Below are 21036 nucleotides of genomic sequence, written 5' to 3'. Positions count from 1 at the left end.
TTGCCGACCGCTGGCCGGCTTCCGTAACATGGCCGCGCTGGGCCCCTCGGCAGGAGCTACCGCATGAATGCAGAGGACAAGCCGCGTCTTCTATCCGGCGGCAACCCGCAGATTCCGAAGGGCGACGGCGACGCGCCGGTGCAGGCCTACATCGCCGCCATGCCCGGCTGGAAGAGCGCAATCGGCCAGCGCATCGACGACCTGATCGTCAAGGCCTTCCCCGATGTGACGAAGGCCGTGAAGTGGAACTCGCCGCTCTACGGCACCGGCAACCAGACCTGGTTCATCGGCATCCATTGCTTCGCGCGCTATGTGAAGGTCTCGTTCTTCAAGGGCGCGCTGCTCGATCCGATGCCGCCGGGCACCTCGAAGCAGAAGGAGGTGCGCTATCTCGATATCCACGAGAACGACGCCTTCGACGAGGCCCAGTTCTCGGACTGGATCAGGCAGGCGAGCCGGCTGCCCGGCGAGCGGATGTAGGCGCCGCCAACGGCCGCCCGAGGCCCGATCAGACCAATTCCCTGAGCCCGCCGGGCGTCTCGATCCACGCGCGATAGCGCAGCTCCCGCCCATGGCTGACGACCGGCTCCCGCTCAGTCCCGAGTTCCAGCAGCAGTGCTGCGATCGCCTGCGCCTCCGGATGCTCCAGCGAGAACCCGCGCAAGCGCGCCCCCAGGTCTGCGATCGTCGCCATCGAGCGTGCCTTGCCGTGCCGGTCGATAATCGAGGGAGCCGCTCCACCCCAGGGTAGCGAACCGTCATCGGGAATGGCGAAATCGAAGGCAGGGGCCTCCATCGGCAGCCCGACCTTGCGGCCGAAGATCTCCTCCCGGCCCTTCAGGACATCGTCGATCCCGTCGGTCCGGGCGACCCAGCCGCGCAGGCGACGGCCCGCATCCCAATCCCGCCGCACCTGCTTCCGGTCATCGAGCCCGAACCAGCGGGTGCGTCCGGGAGGCGTTCCCTCGGGATCCAGCGCGACGATCTCCAGATAGGTCATGTCGCCGAGCTGCAGCAGGTGGTTATGGGTGCCCATATACCCGTGCCGCTGGCCGAAGGGCACATCGAGGTCGAGGCAATCCCGAACATGCGCGACGCCTTCCGCGAGCGTAGGCGCGATGACGGTGAGATGGTCGAGGGTGAGCATGCCGCCAGTTGAAGCCGCAGTGTGGCCGCTGTCCATCCCGCCGCCATCAAGACCACTCGTTGCAGCGGGTCACGTGTCGCTATAGCGAGATGGCATGAGCATGTGGCGCCCGGCACCTCAGATCAAAGTGAAGGCACTCGGCCTCCATTGGCGCGACGGACGGCTGCTGGCGGCCGAAGTTCATGACGATCAAGGCCGGGTGAAAGGGGTTCGGCCGCTGGGTGGAAGCGTCGAATTCGGGGAACGGGCCGAGGCCGCGGTCAAGCGGGAGTTCAAGGAAGAACTGGGTGTCGACGTGATGATCGTCGGCGCCCCGATCGTCATGGAAAACCTATACGACCATGAAGGAGCGGCCGGCCACGAAGTGCTCTTCATCTTCGAGGTCGCGTTCCCAGCGGAGGTCTTCGCGGGCCAAGAGCGCATCCATTTCCATGAAGACAATGGAGTGGCCGGCATCGCAGGCTGGTACGCGCTGGACGCGCTCGATTCTGAAACCGGGCCAGCGCTCTATCCCAGCGGCCTGAAGCGGTGGCTCGTGGACGCAACGCGCACCTAGCCTGCTGAGCGGGTGACGACACGACGCCCTGCCCATCTCCCGCCGCCAACGAAAAGCCCCGCGGAGCTTGCGGCACCGCGGGGCTTTTCAATTCAGATCTCGAGCGCTCAGCGCGAGAACTTCTTGTACTGGATGCGCTTCGGAATGGTCGAGTCGATGCCGAGGCGACGCTTCTTGTCCTCCTCGTAATCGGCGAAGTTGCCTTCGAACCACTCGACATGGCTGTCGCCCTCGAAGGCGAGGATATGGGTCGCGATGCGGTCGAGGAACCAGCGATCGTGGCTGATGATCACGGCGCAGCCGGCGTAATCCTCCAGCGCCTCTTCCAGCGCGCGCAGCGTGTCGACGTCGAGGTCGTTGGTCGGCTCGTCGAGCAGCAGCAGGTTGGCGCCGGACTTCAGCATCTTGGCGAGGTGGACGCGGTTGCGCTCACCGCCCGAGAGCGAGCCGACCTTCTTCTGCTGGTCGCCGCCCTTGAAATTGAAGGCCGAGCAATAGGCGCGCGAGTTGATCTCGCGTTTGCCGAGATAGAGCACGTCGTTGCCGCCCGAGATTTCCTCCCAGACGTTCTTCTTGTCGTCGAGCGAGTCGCGGCTCTGGTCGACATAGCCGAGCTGGACGCTCTCGCCGACCTTGATCGTGCCGGCATCCGGCTTCTCGGCGCCGGTGATCATCTTGAACAGCGTGGTCTTGCCGGCGCCGTTGGGGCCGATCACGCCAACGATGCCGCCCGGCGGCAGCTTGAATGAGAGATCGTCGATCAGGAGCTTGTCCTGGAAGCCCTTCGACAGCCCCTCGAAATCGACGACGTTGTTGCCCAGCCGCTCGGCGATCGGAATGATGATCTGCGCGGTGTCCGGCCCCTTGCTGTTGGCCTTCTGGACCAGCTCGTCATAGCGCTGGATGCGCGCCTTGCTCTTGGCCTGGCGGGCCTTGGGCGACTGCGCCATCCACTCCGCTTCGCGCTCCAGGGTCTTCTGGCGCGAGGCGTCCTCGCGGCCTTCCTGCGCCAGGCGCTTCTGCTTCTGCACCGACCAGGCCGAGTAGTTGCCCTCGTAGGGGATGCCCTGGCCGCGATCGAGCTCGAGGATCCAGCTGGTGACGTTGTCGAGGAAGTAGCGATCGTGGGTGACGATCAGGATCGCGCCCGGATAGGTCCGCAGATGGCCTTCGAGCCAGGCGGTGGTCTCGGCGTCCAGATGGTTGGTCGGCTCGTCGAGCAGCAGCAGCTCGGGCTGCTCCAGCAGGAGCTTGCACATCGCGACGCGGCGGCGCTCGCCGCCCGAGAGCTTGTCGACGGCCCAATCGTCCGGCGGGCAGCGCAGCGCGTCCATCGCCTGGTCGACCTTGGAATCGAGATCCCACAGGCCCTTGGCCTCGATCTCGTCCTGGAGATTGGTCATCTCGTCGGCGGTCTCGTCCGAATAGTTCATGGCGAGCTCGTTATAGCGGTCGAGGATCGCCTTCTGGGGCGCGACGCCGAGCATGACGTTCTCGCGCACGGTCAGGCTCTCGTCGAGCTTCGGCTCCTGCGGCAGGTAGCCGACGCGCGCGCCGTCCGCGACCCAGGCCTCGCCGGTCCATTCCTTGTCCATGCCGGCCATGATCTTGAGCAGGGTCGACTTACCGGCGCCGTTCACGCCGAGCACGCCGATCTTGGCATCCGGGTAGAAGGACAGGTGGATGTTGTTCAGGACCTGCTTGCCGCCCGGATAGGTCTTGGACAGGCCGCGCATATGGTAGATGAACTGGCGGGACATGGGGCGAGCGGGCTCCGCTTTCGAACGCTTGGCGACGGATGTCGGGAAATCTGGCCGCTATGTAGCGGTGCGCCGCGCCGCCCGCAACCGCATCCGGCGCATTGCGGAGCCAGGGCCTGTCCCGGACAATGCCGGCCTGCGATGGCGGGGGAGCGATTCGAGATGCAGGACCGGGATGGCAGGGCGACCGTGGCGCTCAGGCTGCGCGACGGCGCCCAGCTCTTCAACACGCTCGACCCCTTCCCTTTCCGCGAGGGCGACATCGCGGCCGAGGCCGAGGAATATATCGTCGACTGGGCCCGCGACCTGCCGAAGGACGAGCCGATCGCGATCGTGGTGCATCTCGAAAGGCCCGATGATCCCGAGAGGCCAGTGCCCGATCTCGCCACCGCGCTGACGAACTGGTTCGCCGGCCGGGCGAAGGCGGAGACCTATGCCCTGCGCGAGCTGTTCCGCGATGGCCGGCTCGCCTTCGCCATCGGCTTCGTTGGGCTCGCCGCCTGCCTGTTCCTGAGCTGGCTGCTGACGAAGGCCTATGAAGGCCCCTTCGCCCGCCTGTTTCAGGAAAGCCTGATCATCATCGGCTGGGTGGTGATCTGGCGCCCGGCCGAGATGTTCCTCTACGACTGGGTTCCGATCCTGCGACGGCGGAAGCTCTACCGCCGTCTCGCGGCTGCGACGGTCGAAATCCGGCGCTCCGCGCAGCCCTAGAGCACGCGCCGAACAGACTGCACCGCAGTCTGTTCGGATCACGCGTTCTCTATCACTAAGTTGGAGACGGATTCACCGATCAGGTTGATGCAACCTGATCGGATCCGGCTCTAGCGGTTCACGAAACCGCCAGCGCGCTTTTCACGGCCCGTGCTTTGCCTGATCGTTGCAGGCAACGCGCAACCGGAGCCGGACGATGAAGCTGTCGCGCACCTTCGGGCTACTGGTTTTCGTCGGCATCGCATTGAGCGCTGCCCTGGGGTTTACCTCGGCCCGCGCCCAGTCCAACGAACCCGGCTGCCGGCCCGAGATGGCCGGCCTCGGCCTACCGATCCACCGGGTGCAACTGGCGAAGGACGAGGCAAGGCTCACCTTCGTCGGCCACGCCACCTTCCTGATCGAGACGCCGGGCGGCGTGAAGATCGCGACCGACTACAACGACTATGTCCGCCCGCCGGTGACGCCCGACATCGCCACGATGAACAAAGCGCACTCGACGCATAACTCGCGCAATCCCGACCCGGCCATCAAGCATGTCCTGCCCGGCTGGGACCTGTCCGGCCGCGGCGCGGCGCAGCACGATCTCACCTTCGGCGATGTCCGCGTCCGCAACGTACCGACCAATATCCGCACTTATGAAGGCGGCACGGACTATGACGGCAACTCGATCTTCATCTTCGAGATCGGCGAGCTCTGCATCGCCCATCTCGGCCATCTGCATCACCCGCTGGAGCCCGGCCATCTGCGCGCGCTCGGCCGGGTCGACATCGTGCTCTTCCCGGTCGACGGCAGCTATACGCTCGACCAGACCGGCATGCTGGACGTGCTGAAATCGATCCAGGCGCGGGTGATGATCCCCATGCATTTCTTCGGCGGCGGCACGCTGAACCGCTTCCTCGCCCGGACCCAGGACATCTGGCCGGTCGAGCGCCGCGAACAGGCGACGATCACGCTGGCCAAGGCGACGCTGCCGGCCAAGCCCACCATGATCGTCCTGCCCGGGCACTAGGCCATAGACGTCAGGTGTTCACGCCGCCGTCGATGGCGAAGCCGGCGCCGGTGATGAAGCGCGCCTCCTCGCTGGCGAGATAGGCGACGAGCCCGGCGATATCCTCTGGCTGGCCGTAGCGCGGGATCGCCATGCGCGCCCGCTGGGCATCGGCACCGGGGCCGCCGGCCGGGTTCATGTCGGTATCGGTCGAACCGGGATGGACGATGTTGACCGTGATGCCGCGCGGCCCGAGATCGCGCGCCAGCCCCTTGGTGAAGCCGATCAGCGCCGCCTTGCTCATCGCATAGAGCGTGACATTGGGCTCGACGACACGGTCGGCGAGGCAGGAGCCGGTCGAGATGATCCGCCCGCCCTCGCTAAGATGCGCGGCCGCCGCCTGAGAGGCCAGCACGACCGCGCGGACATTCACCGACAGCGTCGCATCGATATCGGCGAGGCTCCAGTCGGCGACCGCGCCGCCGCGATAGATGCCGGCATTGTTGACGAGGATATCGAGCCCGCCGAGCGCCCTGGCGGCATCGTCGACCGCGCGCGTCACCGCGGCAGGATCGGCGCTGTCGGCCGCGATGGCGAAGCCCTTGCGGCCCAGCGCCTCGATCTCCCCGACGACCGCGCCCGCCTTGTCGGCGGAGCGTTCATAGGTCAGCGCGACATCGGCACCCTCGGCAGCGAGCCGGCGGGCGATGGCGGCGCCGATTCCGCGGCTGCCGCCGGTGACGAGCGCGCGCTTTCCGGCAAGGCGTGACATGGCAAACTCCATTTATGTGATGATCGATACATAATACATGCTGCGCTTGCCTACACCCGTCAAGAGAAATATATAATGGTCGTCACAGAATAATTTCGGGGAGCCGGATCCATGGCCGAACGCGGCCGTCCACGCAGTTTCGACCGGCAGGCCGCGCTGGAGCGCGCCATGGACGTCTTCTGGGAGCGCGGCTACCAGGCGGCCTCGATGAGCGACCTCACCGAGGCCATGGGCATCAATTCGCCGAGCCTCTACGCCGCCTTCGGCAGCAAGGAGGAGCTCTATCGCGAGGCGATCCACCATTTCGCCGCGACCGAGAGCGACGACATTCTGGCCCCGCTGCAGAACGCGCCCACCGCCCGGGCCGCGCTCGAAGGCTATCTCATGGCGAGCGCGAAGACCTTCACCCGGCCCGGCCGCCCCCCCGGCTGCATGGTGGTGCTTTCCGCGGTGAATGCCGTCGGCGTCGGCGACGAGACCAGCCGCATCCTGCGGGAAATGCGGGCCGGCAGCGTCAGCATGATCGAGGAGCGGCTGCGCCGGGCCATCGCTGAGAACGAGCTGCCGGGATCGCTCGATCTGCCGGGGATCGCGAGTTACTACGTCACCGTCCAGCAGGGCATGTCGATCCAGGCGCGCGACGGCGCCTCGCGGCCCATGCTGGAGACGATCGCGCAGGGCGCCATGGCCGCATGGGACTGCCTCACCCGACCGCGCGCAGCCGCCTGAATATCCGCGTTAACGCCTCGCTGAGACTGATTTCAGGCTTTCCTTGCCCTTGCGGCAGATCACGGCATCCTGTCGGCAATCGGGAGACTGCCCCCATGCGCCGCATCGCCGCCCTTGCCTGCCTGCTCGCCACCGCCACCTTGCTGCCTGTCCAGGCGGAGGCGGCGCGGTTCCGCATGGGCGGGCGCAGCTCGGCCCCGTCCGCCACGACCAGCCGCGGCGTCGCCATTGTCCCCGGCGTCTCGCTGGGCGCCAACCGCGCGCAGGCCGCCGCCAAGCAGCCCGAGCGCGTGCCCTTCCCGCCCGCGACGGCCCATCAGCGCGAGGAACCCCTGCCGCTGCGTCTCTCGTCCAGCAGCGAGGTCAAGAAGCCGTGGTGCCAGACCGATGTCGTGGTCGGCGGCTTCTGCATGATGAACTGAGCGGACGATCCTCCCTCCAGAGACTGCCAGGAATCTCCGCCAGCCCTCATCCTGAGGAGCAGCCAAAGGCTGCGTCTCGAAGGATGATCAGCAGGCTCCGGAGACATCTGAACCATCCTTCGAGACGCCGCTGACGCGGCTCCTCAGGATGAGGGCTCGAATATCCGACCCGTGATACTCAGACGCGGCTGACGCGCCCCTCCAGCGGATAGGCCGGATCGCTGTAGCCCGGCGTCGAGGGATGCCCTGCCGGCACCAGCGTGTCGATCAGCGCCTCATCCTCCGCGTCGAAGCCGGCATCGAGCGCGGCGAGATAGGCCTCCCACTGCTCGAAGGTGCGCGGCCCGGCGATCGCCGCCGTCACGAAGGAATTGTTCAAGACCCAGCGCACCGCGAACTGGATCGGCGTCAGCCCCTTGCGTGCCGCATGCTCCTTGATCGTCTGGGCGATGATCAGGCTCTCCTCGCGCCATTCCGCCTGCATCATCCGCCGGTCGCCGCGCCCGGCGCGCGTGCCCTCTGCCGGCGCCTGACCCGGCGCGTATTTCGCGGTCAGCACGCCGCGCGCGAGCGGCGAGTAGGAGGCGACGCCGAGCCCGAAATAGCCGCAGGCTGGCAGATGCTCGACCTCGGGCATGCGGTTCATCGCGTTGTAATAGGGCTGGCTGACGACCGGGCGGTCGATGCCGAGCTCGTCGCAGAGCCGGCAGATCTCGGCCAGCCGCCAGGCGCGGTAGTTCGAGACGCCGAAATGCCGGATCTTGCCCTGGCGAACGAGATCGGCAATCGCATGCACGGTCTCCTCCAGCGGCGTCGTGTGATCCTCCTTGTGGAGGTAGTAGATGTCGATCGTCTCGGTGCCGAGCCGGCGCAGGCTGTCCTCGCAGGCGCGCAGGACCCAGCGCCGCGACAGCCCGCCATTCATCGGCCCCTTGCCCATGACGTTGGCGACCTTGGTCGCCAGAACCCAGTCGTAGCGATGCGCGGCGATGGCGCGGCCGGTCACTTCCTCGGACTGGCCCTCGTTATAGACATCGGCCGTATCGATGAAATTGATCCCGGCCTCGTATGCGCTGTCGATGATCCGGCGCGAGGTCGCCTCGTCGGCGGGGCCGCCGAACATCATCGTGCCCAGGCAGAGCGGCGAGACCTTGAGGCCGGAACGGCCGAGACGGCGATAATCCATGGCAATATCCTCGAACAGGGTGAGCAACCCTGCCGCAGCGCCGTGCCGGATGCCAGCGCCCGGCGCGCAGGCACGCCCTGCATCACGCGGCCGGCCGGCAAGGAAATGCTTAATCTTTCGTGACAGGGTGGTGCGTCGCCACATGGTCATCAGATGAATCTCGCCCAGCTCGTCAAGAGCCAGACCTTCGCCACCCTGCTGCAAGCGCTCGACGCGGCGGGCGAGCTGACGGCTGGCCGGACGGTGCAGGCCAGGCTCGCTTCGCTGGAGCCGGACGGCACCGCGACCGCGATGATCGGCGACAGCAAGGTCGCGCTCGTCCTCGCCGGCCCGCAGGCGCGGCAAGCCGCCTTGCAGCCCGGCGCAACCCTGCTGCTGCGCCTCGATCCGCCCGAGCAGCCCGGCGGCGACCTGCGCGCCACGCTGGTCGAAGTGCGCCCGCCCGCAGCCTCGACAACCGGGCAGGCCCAGCCGCAACCGGCCCCGGCGCCTCAACCTGCGCAGCCGACGGCGCCTCCGGCTCCGGCGGCGGCTCCAGCCCGGCCAACCCCGGCCACAGTCCTCCCTCCCGCGCCGCAGCCTGCCGCGACATCGGCACCGGCCACCACTGCACAGGCCGCGCATCCGCCCTCGCCCGTCGCGATGCAGCAGGCCTTGCTCCAGCAAGCGCTGAAAGCGCTGGGCTTGCCGGCAGCGCAGGCGGCGGCCACCCCTCCGGCCGCGGCAGGCGCCGCATCCACCAACAGCCCCGCCTCGCCGACGACCGCCGCATCTCCTGCCGCTCCGGTGATCACCGCCGCGACCGCGCGCGCCATCGCCGGGCCGCTCCTCGGCCCAATGCTGCAACAGCAGGGCGGATTAGCCCCGCTTTTCGCCAATCTGCGCGCCATCGCACAGGGCTCGATCTCGCTGGCCCTGCCGAAGACGTTGCCGCCCGCCATCCAGCAGGTTCTGGCGCAGGCTATTCCGGCCGAAAGGCAGGCGCCCACGGCGGCAAGGCTGAAGGAAGCCTTTCAGGCGTCCGGCCTCTTCCTCGACGCACGTCAGGCCGCCGCGCTGCCCGCACCCCGGCAGGGTGACCTCAAGGCCGGCCTGCAGGCGCTGCGCGAAACCCTGCTGCCGATCATCGACGCCCTGTCGCCGGACCCGAAGGCCAGCCGTCACGAGCACGGCAACGATCAGGCAGCGGACCAGCAGGCTGGCGCGGGCGACCCGTCCACCCGTCTCGCCCCACCGCGCCGGGACGGACCGCTCGCGCCGCAGCCGGCCGTCGAGCCTTCGCTGTCGCCGGGCGAGAAGCCGCTCGCCATCGCCGAGACCCTGCTCGACCAGACCGAGGCCGCGCTCGACCGGATCAAGCTCACGCAATACGCCTCCCTGCCGCTGGAGCCCGCCCGGCAGGACGGCACGCAGCCCGCGCAGCGCTGGCTCGCCGAGATCCCCCTCGCCTTCCAGCAAGGCATCTCGATGCTGCCGCTCCAGGTCGAGCGCGATCCGCCCCGCCGCGACGCGCAGGGCGTGAGCCCGCCGGTCTGGCGCATCCGCTTCGCGCTCGATGTCGAGCCGATGGGCCCGCTTCAGGGCGTCGTCACCTTGCAGGGCCGCGATGTCGGCGTCTCGATCTGGGCCGAGCGCGAGGAAACCAGCCAGCTCCTGCGCGGCGCCGCACCCGGTCTCGAAGGCGCCCTGCTCGATGCCGATTTCGCCAGCGGCGCCATCGACATCCATACCGGCCAGCCACGCGTGATGCAGCCGACCGCCGGCCAGTTCCTGGACCGCCTGTCATGAGCGCGCCGCAGCCGCCCCGCATCGCCGTCGCGCTCGAATATGACGGGCAAGGCGCACCGCGCGTCACCGCCAAGGGCCGCGGCGAGCTGGCCGAGCGCATCGTCGAGACCGCCAAGGAGCATAACGTCGCCGTCGAGCAGAACGCGATCCTCGCACAGGCGCTCTCGGCCGTGGAACTCGACGACCAGATCCCCGAGGAGCTTTACCGTGCCACGGCGCAGGTCATCGCCTTCGTCCTCTCCCTGCGCGGCGAATTGCGCCGGCCGAACCGGGACGGCCATCGGTCTTGAGCACGATCGTCGTCAGGCGCCTCGGCCCCGCCGCTTACGCGGAGCTGGGGCCGGTTTTCGCGGAGCTCGCGCGCCACGCACTGGAGCCCAATCCGCATATGGCGCCGGCCGCCATCTCGGCCGCGACGACGCTGGTGCCGGAGGACGAGATCGTCGTCCTCTGCGCCTGGCTCAGCGAAGCGCTCGATTTCGAGCAGCTCGTCGGCGTCTGGGCCTTCCGGCGCGAGCATGGCTGGCGTAGCGGCTTTGCCGCCGCCCTCGCCTCGCCGCTCGTGCCGCTCTACGAGGTCTCCTCGCTGCCGGTGCTCGATCGCGACCACGCGGCGGAAGCGGCCCGCGCCCTGATGCGCTATCTCCTCGCCTCGCGCGACCTGCCGCATTGCCTGCTGCTGCCCCTCCTGCCCTTGGATGGCCCTTGCTACGCCGCGCTCGCCGAGGCCTGCCGCCAGACCGGTAGCGCGATCTCGACCTATGAGCGCTGGATTCGCCCGGTGATGATCCCGCGCCCAGACGACAATTTCGAAGCCTATCTCCGGCGCACGCTCGGCTCTTCCTACAAGAAGCGGATGCAGCAATTCCGACAGGTGGGGAAACAAGGCGCCCTCACTTTCCGGCGCAGTCGCGGTCGCGGCGCGCTGGAGGCGCTCGACGCCTTCCTCACCCTCGAAGCCTCCGGCTGGAAGGGCGAAGCCGGCACGGCCATCGCCTGCCTGCCTGCCGACACCGCCTATATCCGCCGGCTGGCCGAGCTCTGCGCCGCCGACGACAGCTTGCTGATCGACACGCTGCTGCATGATGGCCGCGCCATCGCCATGGGCCTGCTGATCGAGAGCGGCAACCGCCGGCATTTCCTCAAGATCGCCTATGACGAGACTCAAGGCCGCCATTCGCCCGGCCGAACGCTGGCAATCGCCATGCTGCAGGCCGATTTCAACGGCACGCCGCCGGCCTTCTTCGACAGCGGCGCCGGCGAAGGCGTCGATGCCGGCACCTATGTCTGGGGCGAACGCCGCGAGATGGCCAACGCGATCATCCGGGTCGGCCCGGGCCGTGCTGGAGCGGCCCGGATCGCGGCCTTCAGCCGGATGTGGCTGAGGCGCCTGCGGGATGCCGCCCAAGCCCGCAAGGCTGCGGTTCCCAAGAAGGTTTGAGTTCATCGGATCGCCGCGCTTGACCGGGTTTCCTCCCGGCCGATAGAGCAGGAGCGCTTTGCTGGAGGCCCCGATGAGCGCGACCGCCCGGATTGGAATCGTCACGGTCTCGGACCGCGCCTCGGCCGGCATCTACGCGGATGAGGGCGGGCCGGCGATCGATGCCTATTTCAGGAAGGTCCTGACCTCGCCCTGGGAGCCGGTCGCGCGGATCATTCCCGACGATCGCGCCGTGATCGCCGCGACGCTGCGCGATCTCGCCGACAAGGAAGGCTGCTGCCTGATCGTCACGACGGGCGGCACCGGCCCGGCCCCGCGCGACGTCACGCCGGAGGCGACCGAGGACGTCGTCGAGAAGCCGATGCCCGGCTTCGGCGAATTGATGCGGCAGGTGAGCCTCGCCAAGGTGCCGACCGCGATCCTCTCGCGCCAGACCGCGGGCATCCGCGGCAAGTCGCTGATCGTCAACCTGCCCGGCCGCCCCCGTGCCATCGCCGAATGCCTGGACGCGGTGATGCCCGCCATCCCCTATTGCATCGACCTGATCGAAGGGCCCTGGCTCGAAACTGACCCGGCAGTGATCGCGGCGTTCCGGCCGAAGAAGTGAGATAGCTTCCGTCAGAGTAAGAAGCGCGGGTCATCCCGGGCGACCGGAGGGAGACCCGGGATCCATTCCGGAGCGCATCCGATAAAGGTTCAGGCATGGATCCCGGATCTCCGCTTCGCTCCGTCCGGGATGACCCGCGTTTTTTTTCGCGAAGGCGAAGGAAGCTCAGCCGGCCGCCAGCTCCCGCCCGATCGCCTGCACCAGTTGCGGCGAGAGCGGGTCCGTCCCGGACGGAAAGCCGCCGAGCAGCGCGCCATCCCGGCCGATCAGGTATTTGTGGAAGTTCCAGCGCGGCGTGTCGGCCGGCTTCTCCGAAGCGGCCCAGCGATAGAACGGATGCGCCTCCGGCCCGCGCACCACGGTCTTCTCGACGAAGGCGTAGGTCGCGCCATGGCTCTGGCGGGCGGCCTCGGCGATCGCCGCGCCTTCGAGCGGCTCCTGCCCGCCGAAATCATTGCTCGGCACGGCGACGAGCATCAGCCCGCGCGCCTGATAGCGCTGCCAAAGCTGTTCCAGCGTCGCCATCTGCCCGGCATAGCCGCACCGCGTCGCCGTGTTGACGACGAGGATCGGCCGGCCGCGATAATCGGCAAGCGGCATGCGCCCGCCGCCCGGCTTGTCGAAGCCGAAGGCGTGGGCGCCCGTCAGGGCCTGCGCCGCAGCTTCACGCGAAGCGAAACCCACAGCAGCCGCTCCGGCGATCCCGGCGACGATCTGGCGGCGCGACGGCAGCATGGCTTCTCTCCGGTTCGACAGCCGAACGGGCAGCATCATGCCCCAAAGCAAAAAGCCCCGCAGCCGGCCGGCGCGGGGCTTCGCTTCACGATGGCGAGACCGGCAGGCCTCGACTGCCAGCACTCAGCAGGCGAGGACCTTCTTCACGCGCACTTCGAGGTCGCGCAATTCGTAGGGCTTCACGACGTAATGGTCGGCGCCGTTGCTGGTCGCCTCGTCCATCTTGTCGACCGAGCGCTCGGAGGTCGCCATGATGATCTTGATCTGGTTGAGCTCCGGCACCGAGCGGATGGCGCGCAGGAGGTCGATGCCGCTCATGCCGTCCATGTTCCAGTCGAGCAGCAGCAGATCGTAGCGCTTGGTCTGCATCTTCATCAGGGCCTCGCGGGCGTTCTCCGCCTCGTCGATGTCCTGGAATTCGATCTGCTTGAGGAAATAGGTCGCCAGGCCGCGCATGCTCTTCTGGTCGTCGACCACCAGGATGCGGTATTCGCTTCTGGCCTTTGACATAACTTTTGCTCCTTACGCGGTGCGTAGATTCGGCCGCTCGCCGACCAGCTGCCCGACTGCTCCACCGATCTGGTTGAGCGGGACGACCCTGTCGGCGGCTCCGATCTCGAAGGCCGCTTTCGGCATCCCGTTTACCACGCAGGTCTCCCCGCTTTGGATTAACGTCTCGGCGCCGGCTTTGCGCATGGCTAACAAACCGTCTGCACCGTCGCGCCCCATGCCGGTGAGCAGGATGCCGACCGCATGGCTGCCGACGCTGCGTGCCACGGAGTGGAACATCACGTCGACGGACGGCGAATGACCGCTGACCAGCGGCCCCTCGCGCAGCACGCAGACGAACTCGCCGCGGCGCTCCTCGATCTCGAGATGCCGCGGCCCACCCGGCGCCACCACGGCCATGCCGGGACGCAGCTTATCACCGTCGGCGGCTTCACGCACATCGAGGCCCGTCGCGGTCGCAAGCCGCGCCGCGAACTTCGCCGTATAGCCCGGCGGCATGTGCTGCACGACGACGATCGGCAGCCTGAGATGGGCGAGATCGCGCATCACCGTCTGCACGGCCGGCACGCCACCGGTCGAGGCGCCGATCGCGATCAGCGAGGTCTTGCCGCTGCGCGCCGGCTCCCGCGACGGCGCGGGCGCGGCCGGACGGGCCGGCGCGGCGGCGGCCATCTGCGTCATCTGCCGGGCGGCGGCGATCATCTTGCGGCTGGCCGCGGCGCGCTGCAGCGCCGCGACGAGATGTTTCATGAAACCGTCGAGCGTATGGGTCGTGCCATCCGGCTTCTCGATGAAGTCGATCGCGCCGAGCTCCAGCGCCTGGATGGTGTTGTCGGCGCCCGGCCCGCCGAAGGCCGAGACGATCAGCACCGGCAGCGGATCCTGCTTCAGTACGCGCGCCAGCAGCTTCAGGCCGTGCCGACCTGGCAGTTCGAGATCGAGCGTCACCACGTCCGGGCGGAGTTCCTGGATGGCGTCCCAGCCTTCCTCGGCGCTGCCGGCGATGCCGATCACCTCGAAGCCCGGCGCGGAATTGATGATCTGCGTCATCAGCTTCTGCATCAGCACGGAATCGTCGACGACGAGGACCTTGACCGGAGCGGCGGAAGACGTCGCGACAACCATCACCAGACCTCCACTTCACCGGCCACCGGCTGCGTCTTGAGCCGGTTGAGATAGGCGATTTCCTGCTCGTGGCCGCTGTCGCGCGCGGTGGGCTGGACATGCTGCACCCAGGCCCGGCCCGTCGAGGGCTGGTAATGGATGCGCCGCGAACGCGTGCCGCCGACATCCCGCGACACCACCGGGATGCCCTCGACCTTCAGGAACTCGTTGACGAAGGCGATATTGCCGTCGCCGATCGCAAGCATCGTGGCGCCCGAAAGCACGCGCGCCCCGCCGAAGACCTTCGCCTCGAAATTGCTCCTCTTGGCGCCGCGCTTCAACAGGTCGTTGATCAGCACTTCCATGGCGGTGTCGCCATAGCGCTCGCCCGCGCTGGCATCCGAGCCGCCATTGTTCTTCGGCAGCAGGAAATGGTTGAGGCCGCCGACACCGGCGACGGGATCGCGCATGCACACCGAAACGCAGGAGCCGAGCACGGTCGCGACGATCTCGTCCTTGGCGGAGGTGATCTCGTGCTCGCCCGGCGCGACGGTGATGATCGTCGCCTGGAAGCGCGGGTCGAAATAGCGGCGGGAGGACCGGGAGACGCTCATGCAGTCCTCTCGTAGATGGTGCGGCCGATCAGGCGCAGGTTCGGGTGCGGTTGCGGCAGCGATTCCGAGTGCCCGAGATAGAGGAAGCCGCCCGGCGCCAGCAGCGTCACGAAACGGTCGAGGATCGAGGCCTTGGTCTGCGTGTCGAAATAGATGAAGACGTTGCGGCAGAAGATCACGTCGAAGGGGCCGCCCATCGGCCATTTCTCGATCAGGTTCAGTCGCTTGAACGCGATCATCCGGCGCAGCTCCTCGCTGATCCGGGCCTCGCCCCGCCCGGCTCCGCCTTCGAGCTTGAGCATCGGCTTCACGTCGGACGGCAGGCGCTCGAACAGCTCCGCCGGATAGATGCCGGCTTCGGCCCGGGTCAGGATGTCGGTGTCGATGTCGGTCGCCAGGATCTTGAAGTCGAGATCGCTGCGCGGCCCCACCACGTCACGGCAGGAAGCGGCGATCGAATAGGGCTCCTCGCCGGACGAGCAGGCGGCCGACCAGATCCGGATGCGGCCACGCCGGCCCGAACGCTCCTGCAGGAGCCGCGGCATCACGTCCTTGCGCAGATGGTCGAAATGGTGGCGTTCGCGGAAGAAGGCGGTGTGGTTGGTCGTCACCGCATTGATCAGCTCGGGCAACTCGCCCGCCGCCTGCGGCGTCTTGAGGAAGGCGCAATATTCCGCAACCGAATTCATGCCGAGCGCCTTGACGCGCCGCGCCAGACGGCCGCGCGTCATCGCTTCCTTGTGCTCGCGGATGACGATACCGGCCTGCTCATAGACCAGCGTCGCGATGAACTTCATGTCGTCGCGGGTCAGGGTGACGTCGGCCATCGCAGGCTGGGCCGCCGCAAAGGGATTGGACGAGGCAGGTCTGTTCATCACTCAAATCCCCATCCGGCCGCCTGCGGCGACGCGACGATGCTGTGTCTGCTGCACGACCCGGGAGGGCAGCGGGGCCGCCGCGGGCGCGACGCCGCGCCGGGCCGGAACCGGAGCGCCTTGCAAGCTGTGGTGGCCGCCGAGCGCCTCGATATGGGCGTGCAGCGCGGCTGCCTGATCGGCGAGCTCGGCCGCAGCTTCGGCGCTGCGTTCGGCGAGGTCGCTGTTCTGCCTGACGCCCTTGTCCATCTTGGCGACGCTGCGGCCCATCTCGCCGGCGCCTCCGGCCTGCTCGGCCGTGGCCGTGGCAATCTCCGAGACTGTCGCGGACACCTTGCCGGCCGCAGCGACGATGCGCTCCAGCGCCGTGCCGGTCTCGCGGACGAAGCCGACGCCCTCAGCGACCTGCCCATTCGACGAGGCGATCAGCCGCTTGATGTCCTTGGCGGCCTGCGCCGAGCGCTGCGCCAGCGAGCGCACTTCGGACGCGACCACGGCAAAGCCCTTGCCCGCATCGCCCGCACGCGCCGCCTCGACGGCGGCGTTGAGCGCCAGCAGATTGGTCTGGAAGGCGATCTCGTCGATCACGCCGACGATCTCGGAAATCTTCAGCGACGAGCTTTCGATCCGCTCGATCGCGCCGATCGCGCGGGTGACGACGCCCTGCCCCTGCTGGGCGACGCTCATCGTCTCGCCGGCCAGTTCACCGGCCTCGCGGGTGCGGCTGCTGCTGCGCCCGACCGAAGCGGCGACCTGTTCGGCAGCGGCGGAAGCCTCGCCGAGATCGGCGGCAGCGCGCCCGGCACCGGCCGCAAGTTCCGTGGTCGCAGCATCGACCTCGGCCGCGGCCTGCGAAACCCGGCCGGCGGTCGCCCGGATCGTCTCGAATGTCGCTCCAAACCGTTCGAGCGTCTCGTTGAGGCTGTCCTGAAGCTGACCGAGGCTGCCCTGATGGGTCACCGGGACGCGGCGGTTCAGATCGCCCTCTGCCATCCCGGAGACGGCATCGGCCATCTGGTCGAACGTGCCCTCGAGCAGCGCGTTGATCCGGTTCAGGCCCTTGACCGCATGGCCGAGCGGCAGCGGCTGTCCTTCCGACGACAGGCGGCGGGAAAAGTCGCCGGCCTCGGCCGCCTCGACGAGCGTCACGATTTCACCGGCGAGCTTGAGGTCCCCGGTCATCTCACGCCATTCCACGGCAGTGCCGAAGCTGCGTCCGTCGGCACGCATCATCGCGGTCAGGGTCAGGCAGATCGTGCGGCGGCCGAGCGTCAGGCGCACCGGCTGTCCGCTGAGCGGCTGATGCTCGCCCTGCACGCGCTCCATGACGCGGCCCAGCATGTCCTTGGCAGAACAGCCCGGAAAGGCGGCGCGGAAATCCTCCTGCGCCTCGCCGAAGAAGCGCAGCAGCGCCTTGCTGACATAGACAACGCGGCCGGCGGGATCGCAGAGCATGACACTGGCGCGGCCATGGTCGAGCGCCGCGCGCAGCCGCTCGGCTTCCTGGCCCTGCTCATGGATGACGGCGAGCGCGCGCGACAGATCGGCCCCCTCGCCTGATCCGGACAGGTTGGGAAATGTGACGTCGCCGCCTTCGGCCAGACGGGCCGCGGCGGCCGCGCTGCGCGCGAGCGGGCGTGTCGCGCCCCAGGCCGCAAGTCCACCGAACAGGGCGACGGTCGCAACCGCGGCCGCGCCCAGGACGGGCGCGCCGGCGGAAGCGGCGTAGGATGCCAAGCTGCCGGCGAGCGCCGCCGAACCGGCGGCGAGCAGCGGCTGGCTGACCGAGAGACGTGAGAGGGGGCCGAGCGCGCTGCCCATAAGGTTCGATCGTTTCTTGTTCTCGCCCGCTTATTGAACGCTACGCTCGGGCTGGTCTCAAAATGGTCAGGCGGCCCGGCTGGTCTTGATCTGGGCCTCGGCGCCGCCATCGCGGATCACCGCCGCAAGGTCGAGCAGCGCGACGATATCGGTGTCGAGCAGGACGAGGCCTTCGATCAGGCCGTGCTCGTCGCGCTCTAGGTCCGGAGCCGGGCGAACCGCGGTGACCGGCACGTCGACGATGTCGGAGACCGAGTCGACCAGCAGGCCGGCGGTCTTGTCCTCGACATCGACGACCACGATGACATGGGTCGCGGTGGCATCGGTGGCGCCGAGCCCGATCGCGGTGCGCAGGTCGTAGACCGCGAGGATGACGCCGCGCAGGTTGAGCACGCCGCGCACATGCGGGGCCGCATGCGGCAGCGGCGTCGTCGCCTGCCAGCCCTTGATCTCGCGGACCATGCCGACATCGATGCCGAAGGTGCGGTCGCCGACCTTGAAGGTCACGATCCGGCGCGCAGCCGCTTCCGGCTGTGCAGACGAGAAGTGCTTTTCGCCGAGTTGGAGGGTCATGGTCATCCAGCCATCTTGAGGTCAGATTGAGGGGTTCGGCTGCCGGACGCGGCAAGCCGTAGCATCGAGTCGATATCCAGGATCAGGGCGACCAGGCCGTCGCCGAGGATCGTCGCCGCCGAGGCGCCGTTGACCGCGCCGTAATTCGCCTCGAGGCTCTTCACGACGACCTGCTGCTGGCCGACGATCTCATCGACGGCGATGCCGACATTGTTGCCGCGCTCGTTCTCGGCGATGATCACGATGTTCTCGTTGGTCGTGCCCATCGAGCCCATCACGTCGCCCAGCCGATAGAGCGGGGTGACCTCGCCGCGCCAGCGCAGGACTTCCTGGCCGAAGGGCAGGCGCTCGATCGGGGTCGAGGCGAGATGCTGCGTCTCGATCACCGAGGCGATCGGGATGACGTAGCGGTCGTCGCCGCAGCGGATCACCATGCCCTCCAGCACGGCGAGCGTCAGCGGCAGGGCGAGCGTGAACTTGCAGCCCCGGCCCGGCTCGGAATCGACCGAGATGCGTCCGCCGAGCGACTCGACATTGCGGCGCACGACGTCCATGCCGACGCCGCGGCCAGACACGTCGCTGATGACCTCCGCCGTCGACAGGCCGGCGGCGAAGATGAGCTGGTCGATCTCCTCCGGCGCGAGCTTCTCGTCGGCGCCGACGAGGCCGCGCGAACGCGCCTTGGCCAGGAGCCGGTCGCGGCCGATGCCGCGCCCGTCATCGGTGACGGAGATGACGATGCGGCCGGCGCGATGCTCGGCGATCAGCTTGATCGTGCCCTCGCGCGACTTGCCCGCAGCGACGCGCTCGTCCGGCGTCTCCAGCCCGTGATCCATCGAGTTGCGGATCATGTGGGTCAGCGGATCGGCAAGTTCCTCGATGATCGTCTTGTCGACCTCGGTGTTCTCGCCTTCCAGCACCAGGCGCACTTCCTTGCCCAGCGTCTGCGCCAGTTCGCGGACCAGGCGCGGCATGCGCTGGAACACGGCCTTCACCGGCTGCGCGCGGACCGCCATGACATGGTCCTGCAATTCGCGCGTCTGGCGCGACAGGGTCAGCATGCCCTCTGCGGTCTTGGCGTGGACGTCATAGGGCAGCGAACGGACGCATTCGACCAGCATGGACTGCGTGATGACGATCTCGCCGACGAGGTTCATCAGCTTGTCGATGCGGTCGAGATCGACTCGGACGCTGACGGCCTGGCGCTGGCGCGCCGAATTGTCGGGAGCTGCCGGGGCACGCGGCGCCGCGCGGGCGACGACCGGCTCGGCTGCGGCGACCGGGGCGGCCACGGCAACCGGGGCCGGCGCAGCGACCGGCTGGATATCGGGCTCGCTCGCTGCTTCCGGCGCGGCGCCGAGCTTGGCGAGAATCGCGGAGAGATCGGCGGCGACGGAGTTCGAGACTTCCGGTTCGGCAGCCGGTGCCTCGGCGACCTGCGGAGCTTCGATCGCGGCCGGCTCCGGGAAGTTGATCTCGAATTCCTCGTTCGCGAGGCTGAAATCGAAACGGCCGTGCAGGTCCTCGACGGTGAGCTCGGTGCGCAGGTCCACGTCGAAGCGCATCCAGCAATCGCTGACATCGAGGCTTTCGAGCGGCGGCACCTGGCTCAGATCGCAGCGGATCGAAACGATGTCGTCGGCCGGCAGCGAGCCCAGCACGACGCGCGGCTCGATCACGCGGCGGAACAGGTCCGGCTCCGGCATGATGCGCAGATGCACGTCGCGGCCGGGCTTGTTCGATGCCGGCGCAGGCGCGGCGACGGGCTCGTCGTCCCAGCCGTCATCGGAGGCTGCGGCTGCGGGAGCCGCGGTCTTCGCCTCGACCATGGCGAGCAGGTTGCCGAGTGCGGCGATGCCGATGGGCGCATCGTTGTTGGCGGCGGGCGCGACCGGTTCCGGAGCGGGCGCGGCGGGAGCCGGCGGCGGCGGCGCGGCGGCGGCCTGCGGCTCCTTGCCGACCTGCTCGAGCGCGGCCAGCAGGTCCGGACGCTCGGTCGCGGGCTCGTCGTTGCGCGCGGCCGAGACCAGATCGGCGACGGCGTCGGCGCAACGCAGGAACAGCGTGAACGGCGCGTCCTCGATGGCGACGCGGCCGGACCTCAGATGGTCGAGCGAAGCCTCGAAGACATGCGCGAAGCCGACCAGCTCCGTGCAGCCGAAAGCGCCCGCGCCACCCTTGATCGAGTGAATGGCGCGGAAGGCGGCATTGACGTCCTCAGGATCGGTGGAACCCTCGTCGAGAGCCTGGAGCTTCAGCTCCAGCGCGCCAAGGAGTTCCTCGCATTCCTGGAAGAAGGTCTGCTTGAGTTCTGCCAACGGATCCATCGGCCGACCTTCAGTTCTGATAGCGCGCGACGAGGCCGAGCAGCGTGTTGGGTTCGAAAGGCTTGACCATCCAGGCGCTGGCGCCGGCACGGCGGCCCTCGGCCTTGATCTCGGCGCCGTTCTCCGTGGTCAGCACGATGATCGGCGTGTTCTGCCCGGCGGGGCGCGAGCGGCAGGCGCGCGTGAACTCGATGCCGTCCATGATCGGCATGTTGAGGTCGGTGATCACGAGATCGGGGCGGAACTGGTCGAACTTGTTCAGTCCGTCCTCGCCGTTCTCGGCCTCCGCCACTTCATGGCCGGCATTGCGGAGCGTCAGGCTGAGCAGGCTGAGCAGGGTCTTGGTATCGTCGATCGCCAGGATTTTCAT

Annotated in this window: 23 protein-coding genes; 10 read left to right on the top strand and 13 right to left on the bottom strand. The window is 68.2% G+C overall.

The window, feature by feature from the left end; all coding sequences use genetic code 11:
• The first annotated feature begins 63 nt into the window (after positions 1–63).
• On the top strand, positions 64–480 hold the full coding sequence (locus tag WFK61_RS09845) for a DUF1801 domain-containing protein (RefSeq protein ID WP_336811348.1): 417 nt from the start codon (positions 64–66) through the stop codon (positions 478–480).
• A gap of 28 nt (positions 481–508) precedes the next feature.
• On the opposite strand, the gene WFK61_RS09840 is transcribed toward WFK61_RS09845, so the two are convergent.
• Positions 509–1147: a VOC family protein gene (locus tag WFK61_RS09840; RefSeq protein ID WP_336811347.1), complete on the bottom strand. Its 639-nt coding sequence runs from the start codon at positions 1145–1147 to the stop codon at positions 509–511.
• A gap of 94 nt (positions 1148–1241) precedes the next feature.
• Between WFK61_RS09840 and WFK61_RS09835 the strand changes: the two genes are divergently transcribed.
• Positions 1242–1703, top strand: a complete 462-nt coding sequence (locus tag WFK61_RS09835) for an NUDIX hydrolase (RefSeq protein WP_336811346.1) — start codon at positions 1242–1244, stop codon at positions 1701–1703.
• A gap of 107 nt (positions 1704–1810) precedes the next feature.
• Here WFK61_RS09835 and ettA read toward each other — a convergent pair whose 3' ends face one another.
• On the bottom strand, positions 1811–3463 hold the full coding sequence (gene ettA / locus WFK61_RS09830; protein WP_336811345.1) for an energy-dependent translational throttle protein EttA: 1653 nt from the start codon (positions 3461–3463) through the stop codon (positions 1811–1813).
• Positions 3464–3625: 162 nt separating this feature from the next.
• Between ettA and WFK61_RS09825 the strand changes: the two genes are divergently transcribed.
• Together WFK61_RS09825 and WFK61_RS09820 are read left to right on the top strand one after the other, a co-directional pair.
• The gene (locus WFK61_RS09825) at positions 3626–4174 is read left to right on the top strand and encodes a hypothetical protein (protein ID WP_336811344.1); all 549 of its coding nucleotides are present in this window, start codon (positions 3626–3628) and stop codon (positions 4172–4174) included.
• A gap of 196 nt (positions 4175–4370) precedes the next feature.
• A complete protein-coding gene (locus tag WFK61_RS09820) occupies positions 4371–5183 on the top strand; it encodes an MBL fold metallo-hydrolase (protein ID WP_336811343.1) in 813 nt (270 codons plus the stop codon).
• A gap of 10 nt (positions 5184–5193) precedes the next feature.
• On the opposite strand, the gene WFK61_RS09815 is transcribed toward WFK61_RS09820, so the two are convergent.
• Positions 5194–5934 carry an SDR family NAD(P)-dependent oxidoreductase gene (locus tag WFK61_RS09815; RefSeq protein ID WP_336811342.1) on the bottom strand — a complete coding sequence of 247 codons (741 nt, stop codon included), beginning with the start codon at positions 5932–5934 and terminating at the stop codon, positions 5194–5196.
• Positions 5935–6045: 111 nt separating this feature from the next.
• Here WFK61_RS09815 and WFK61_RS09810 point away from each other — a divergent pair, with 111 nt between their 5' ends.
• Together WFK61_RS09810 and WFK61_RS09805 are read left to right on the top strand one after the other, a co-directional pair.
• Positions 6046–6663, top strand: coding sequence for a TetR/AcrR family transcriptional regulator (locus WFK61_RS09810; protein WP_336811341.1), 618 nt, complete (start codon positions 6046–6048; stop codon positions 6661–6663).
• Positions 6664–6758: 95 nt separating this feature from the next.
• A complete protein-coding gene (locus tag WFK61_RS09805; protein ID WP_336811340.1) occupies positions 6759–7085 on the top strand; it encodes a hypothetical protein in 327 nt (108 codons plus the stop codon).
• Between the two features lie 178 nt (positions 7086–7263).
• Here the strand turns inward: WFK61_RS09805 and WFK61_RS09800 are convergent, their stop codons facing one another.
• The gene (locus WFK61_RS09800) at positions 7264–8271 is read right to left on the bottom strand and encodes an aldo/keto reductase (protein WP_336811339.1); all 1008 of its coding nucleotides are present in this window, start codon (positions 8269–8271) and stop codon (positions 7264–7266) included.
• Positions 8272–8424: 153 nt separating this feature from the next.
• On the opposite strand from WFK61_RS09800, the gene fliK reads away from it, so the two are divergent.
• The 4 genes from fliK (at position 8425) to mog (ending at position 12107) form a co-directional block, all read left to right on the top strand.
• Positions 8425–10059 (top strand): flagellar hook-length control protein FliK, encoded by a 1635-nt coding sequence (gene fliK / locus WFK61_RS09795; RefSeq protein ID WP_336811338.1) that lies wholly within the window; start codon positions 8425–8427, stop codon positions 10057–10059.
• Positions 10056–10349, top strand: a complete 294-nt coding sequence (locus WFK61_RS09790; protein ID WP_336811337.1) for an EscU/YscU/HrcU family type III secretion system export apparatus switch protein — start codon at positions 10056–10058, stop codon at positions 10347–10349. Before fliK ends, WFK61_RS09790 begins: the two co-directional genes overlap by 4 nt.
• The gene (locus tag WFK61_RS09785; protein WP_336811336.1) at positions 10346–11500 is read left to right on the top strand and encodes a GNAT family N-acetyltransferase; all 1155 of its coding nucleotides are present in this window, start codon (positions 10346–10348) and stop codon (positions 11498–11500) included. The genes WFK61_RS09790 and WFK61_RS09785 overlap by 4 nt, the downstream gene beginning before the upstream one ends.
• Before the next feature lie 73 nt (positions 11501–11573).
• A complete protein-coding gene (gene mog / locus WFK61_RS09780) occupies positions 11574–12107 on the top strand; it encodes a molybdopterin adenylyltransferase (RefSeq protein WP_336811335.1) in 534 nt (177 codons plus the stop codon).
• A 165-nt stretch (positions 12108–12272) separates the two neighbouring features.
• Here the strand turns inward: mog and WFK61_RS09775 are convergent, their stop codons facing one another.
• From WFK61_RS09775 to WFK61_RS09735, 9 genes are all read right to left on the bottom strand, one after another.
• Entirely contained in the window at positions 12273–12842 is a 570-nt protein-coding gene (locus tag WFK61_RS09775) for a glutathione peroxidase (protein ID WP_336811334.1), read from the bottom strand.
• A gap of 123 nt (positions 12843–12965) precedes the next feature.
• Positions 12966–13352, bottom strand: a complete 387-nt coding sequence (locus tag WFK61_RS09770) for a response regulator (protein WP_047578914.1) — start codon at positions 13350–13352, stop codon at positions 12966–12968.
• Positions 13353–13364: 12 nt separating this feature from the next.
• Entirely contained in the window at positions 13365–14477 is a 1113-nt protein-coding gene (cheB, locus tag WFK61_RS09765) for a chemotaxis-specific protein-glutamate methyltransferase CheB (protein WP_336811333.1), read from the bottom strand.
• Positions 14477–15070, bottom strand: a complete 594-nt coding sequence (locus tag WFK61_RS09760; RefSeq protein ID WP_291657438.1) for a chemoreceptor glutamine deamidase CheD — start codon at positions 15068–15070, stop codon at positions 14477–14479. Before WFK61_RS09760 ends, cheB begins: the two co-directional genes overlap by 1 nt.
• Complete coding sequence (locus tag WFK61_RS09755) at positions 15067–15945, bottom strand: CheR family methyltransferase (protein WP_336811332.1); 879 nt, start codon at positions 15943–15945, stop codon at positions 15067–15069. Before WFK61_RS09755 ends, WFK61_RS09760 begins: the two co-directional genes overlap by 4 nt.
• Positions 15946–15948: 3 nt before the next feature.
• On the bottom strand, positions 15949–17766 hold the full coding sequence (locus WFK61_RS09750; protein ID WP_336811331.1) for a methyl-accepting chemotaxis protein: 1818 nt from the start codon (positions 17764–17766) through the stop codon (positions 15949–15951).
• A gap of 66 nt (positions 17767–17832) precedes the next feature.
• Positions 17833–18345: a chemotaxis protein CheW gene (locus tag WFK61_RS09745; protein WP_293809081.1), complete on the bottom strand. Its 513-nt coding sequence runs from the start codon at positions 18343–18345 to the stop codon at positions 17833–17835.
• The gene (locus tag WFK61_RS09740; protein ID WP_336811330.1) at positions 18342–20657 is read right to left on the bottom strand and encodes a chemotaxis protein CheA; all 2316 of its coding nucleotides are present in this window, start codon (positions 20655–20657) and stop codon (positions 18342–18344) included. The genes WFK61_RS09745 and WFK61_RS09740 overlap by 4 nt, the downstream gene beginning before the upstream one ends.
• A gap of 19 nt (positions 20658–20676) precedes the next feature.
• Positions 20677–21036, bottom strand: coding sequence for a response regulator (locus WFK61_RS09735; RefSeq protein ID WP_047578672.1), 360 nt, complete (start codon positions 21034–21036; stop codon positions 20677–20679).

Origin of the sequence: Allobosea sp. MMO-172, assembly GCF_037147855.1 — a bacterium.
Lineage (GTDB): Bacteria > Pseudomonadota > Alphaproteobacteria > Rhizobiales > Beijerinckiaceae > Allobosea.
The sequence above is the reverse complement of the archived record's forward strand: the minus strand, read 5'-3'. Positions and strand labels throughout refer to the sequence as shown.

Excerpts from the sequence above, each read along its gene's own strand:
- WFK61_RS09845 (WP_336811348.1), top strand. The coding sequence starts at position 64 with ATGAATGCAGAGGACAAGCCGCGTCTTCTATCCGGCGGCAACCCGCAG.
- WFK61_RS09840 (WP_336811347.1), bottom strand. The coding sequence starts at position 1,147 with ATGCTCACCCTCGACCATCTCACCGTCATCGCGCCTACGCTCGCGGAA.
- WFK61_RS09835 (WP_336811346.1), top strand. The coding sequence starts at position 1,242 with ATGAGCATGTGGCGCCCGGCACCTCAGATCAAAGTGAAGGCACTCGGC.
- ettA (WP_336811345.1), bottom strand. The coding sequence starts at position 3,463 with ATGTCCCGCCAGTTCATCTACCATATGCGCGGCCTGTCCAAGACCTAT.
- WFK61_RS09825 (WP_336811344.1), top strand. The coding sequence starts at position 3,626 with ATGCAGGACCGGGATGGCAGGGCGACCGTGGCGCTCAGGCTGCGCGAC.
- WFK61_RS09820 (WP_336811343.1), top strand. The coding sequence starts at position 4,371 with ATGAAGCTGTCGCGCACCTTCGGGCTACTGGTTTTCGTCGGCATCGCA.
- WFK61_RS09815 (WP_336811342.1), bottom strand. The coding sequence starts at position 5,934 with ATGTCACGCCTTGCCGGAAAGCGCGCGCTCGTCACCGGCGGCAGCCGC.
- WFK61_RS09810 (WP_336811341.1), top strand. The coding sequence starts at position 6,046 with ATGGCCGAACGCGGCCGTCCACGCAGTTTCGACCGGCAGGCCGCGCTG.
- WFK61_RS09805 (WP_336811340.1), top strand. The coding sequence starts at position 6,759 with ATGCGCCGCATCGCCGCCCTTGCCTGCCTGCTCGCCACCGCCACCTTG.
- WFK61_RS09800 (WP_336811339.1), bottom strand. The coding sequence starts at position 8,271 with ATGGATTATCGCCGTCTCGGCCGTTCCGGCCTCAAGGTCTCGCCGCTC.
- fliK (WP_336811338.1), top strand. The coding sequence starts at position 8,425 with ATGAATCTCGCCCAGCTCGTCAAGAGCCAGACCTTCGCCACCCTGCTG.
- WFK61_RS09790 (WP_336811337.1), top strand. The coding sequence starts at position 10,056 with ATGAGCGCGCCGCAGCCGCCCCGCATCGCCGTCGCGCTCGAATATGAC.
- mog (WP_336811335.1), top strand. The coding sequence starts at position 11,574 with ATGAGCGCGACCGCCCGGATTGGAATCGTCACGGTCTCGGACCGCGCC.
- WFK61_RS09775 (WP_336811334.1), bottom strand. The coding sequence starts at position 12,842 with ATGCTGCCGTCGCGCCGCCAGATCGTCGCCGGGATCGCCGGAGCGGCT.
- WFK61_RS09770 (WP_047578914.1), bottom strand. The coding sequence starts at position 13,352 with ATGTCAAAGGCCAGAAGCGAATACCGCATCCTGGTGGTCGACGACCAG.
- cheB (WP_336811333.1), bottom strand. The coding sequence starts at position 14,477 with ATGGTTGTCGCGACGTCTTCCGCCGCTCCGGTCAAGGTCCTCGTCGTC.
- WFK61_RS09760 (WP_291657438.1), bottom strand. The coding sequence starts at position 15,070 with ATGAGCGTCTCCCGGTCCTCCCGCCGCTATTTCGACCCGCGCTTCCAG.
- WFK61_RS09755 (WP_336811332.1), bottom strand. The coding sequence starts at position 15,945 with ATGAACAGACCTGCCTCGTCCAATCCCTTTGCGGCGGCCCAGCCTGCG.
- WFK61_RS09750 (WP_336811331.1), bottom strand. The coding sequence starts at position 17,766 with ATGGGCAGCGCGCTCGGCCCCCTCTCACGTCTCTCGGTCAGCCAGCCG.
- WFK61_RS09745 (WP_293809081.1), bottom strand. The coding sequence starts at position 18,345 with ATGACCATGACCCTCCAACTCGGCGAAAAGCACTTCTCGTCTGCACAG.
- WFK61_RS09735 (WP_047578672.1), bottom strand. The coding sequence starts at position 21,036 with ATGAAAATCCTGGCGATCGACGATACCAAGACCCTGCTCAGCCTGCTC.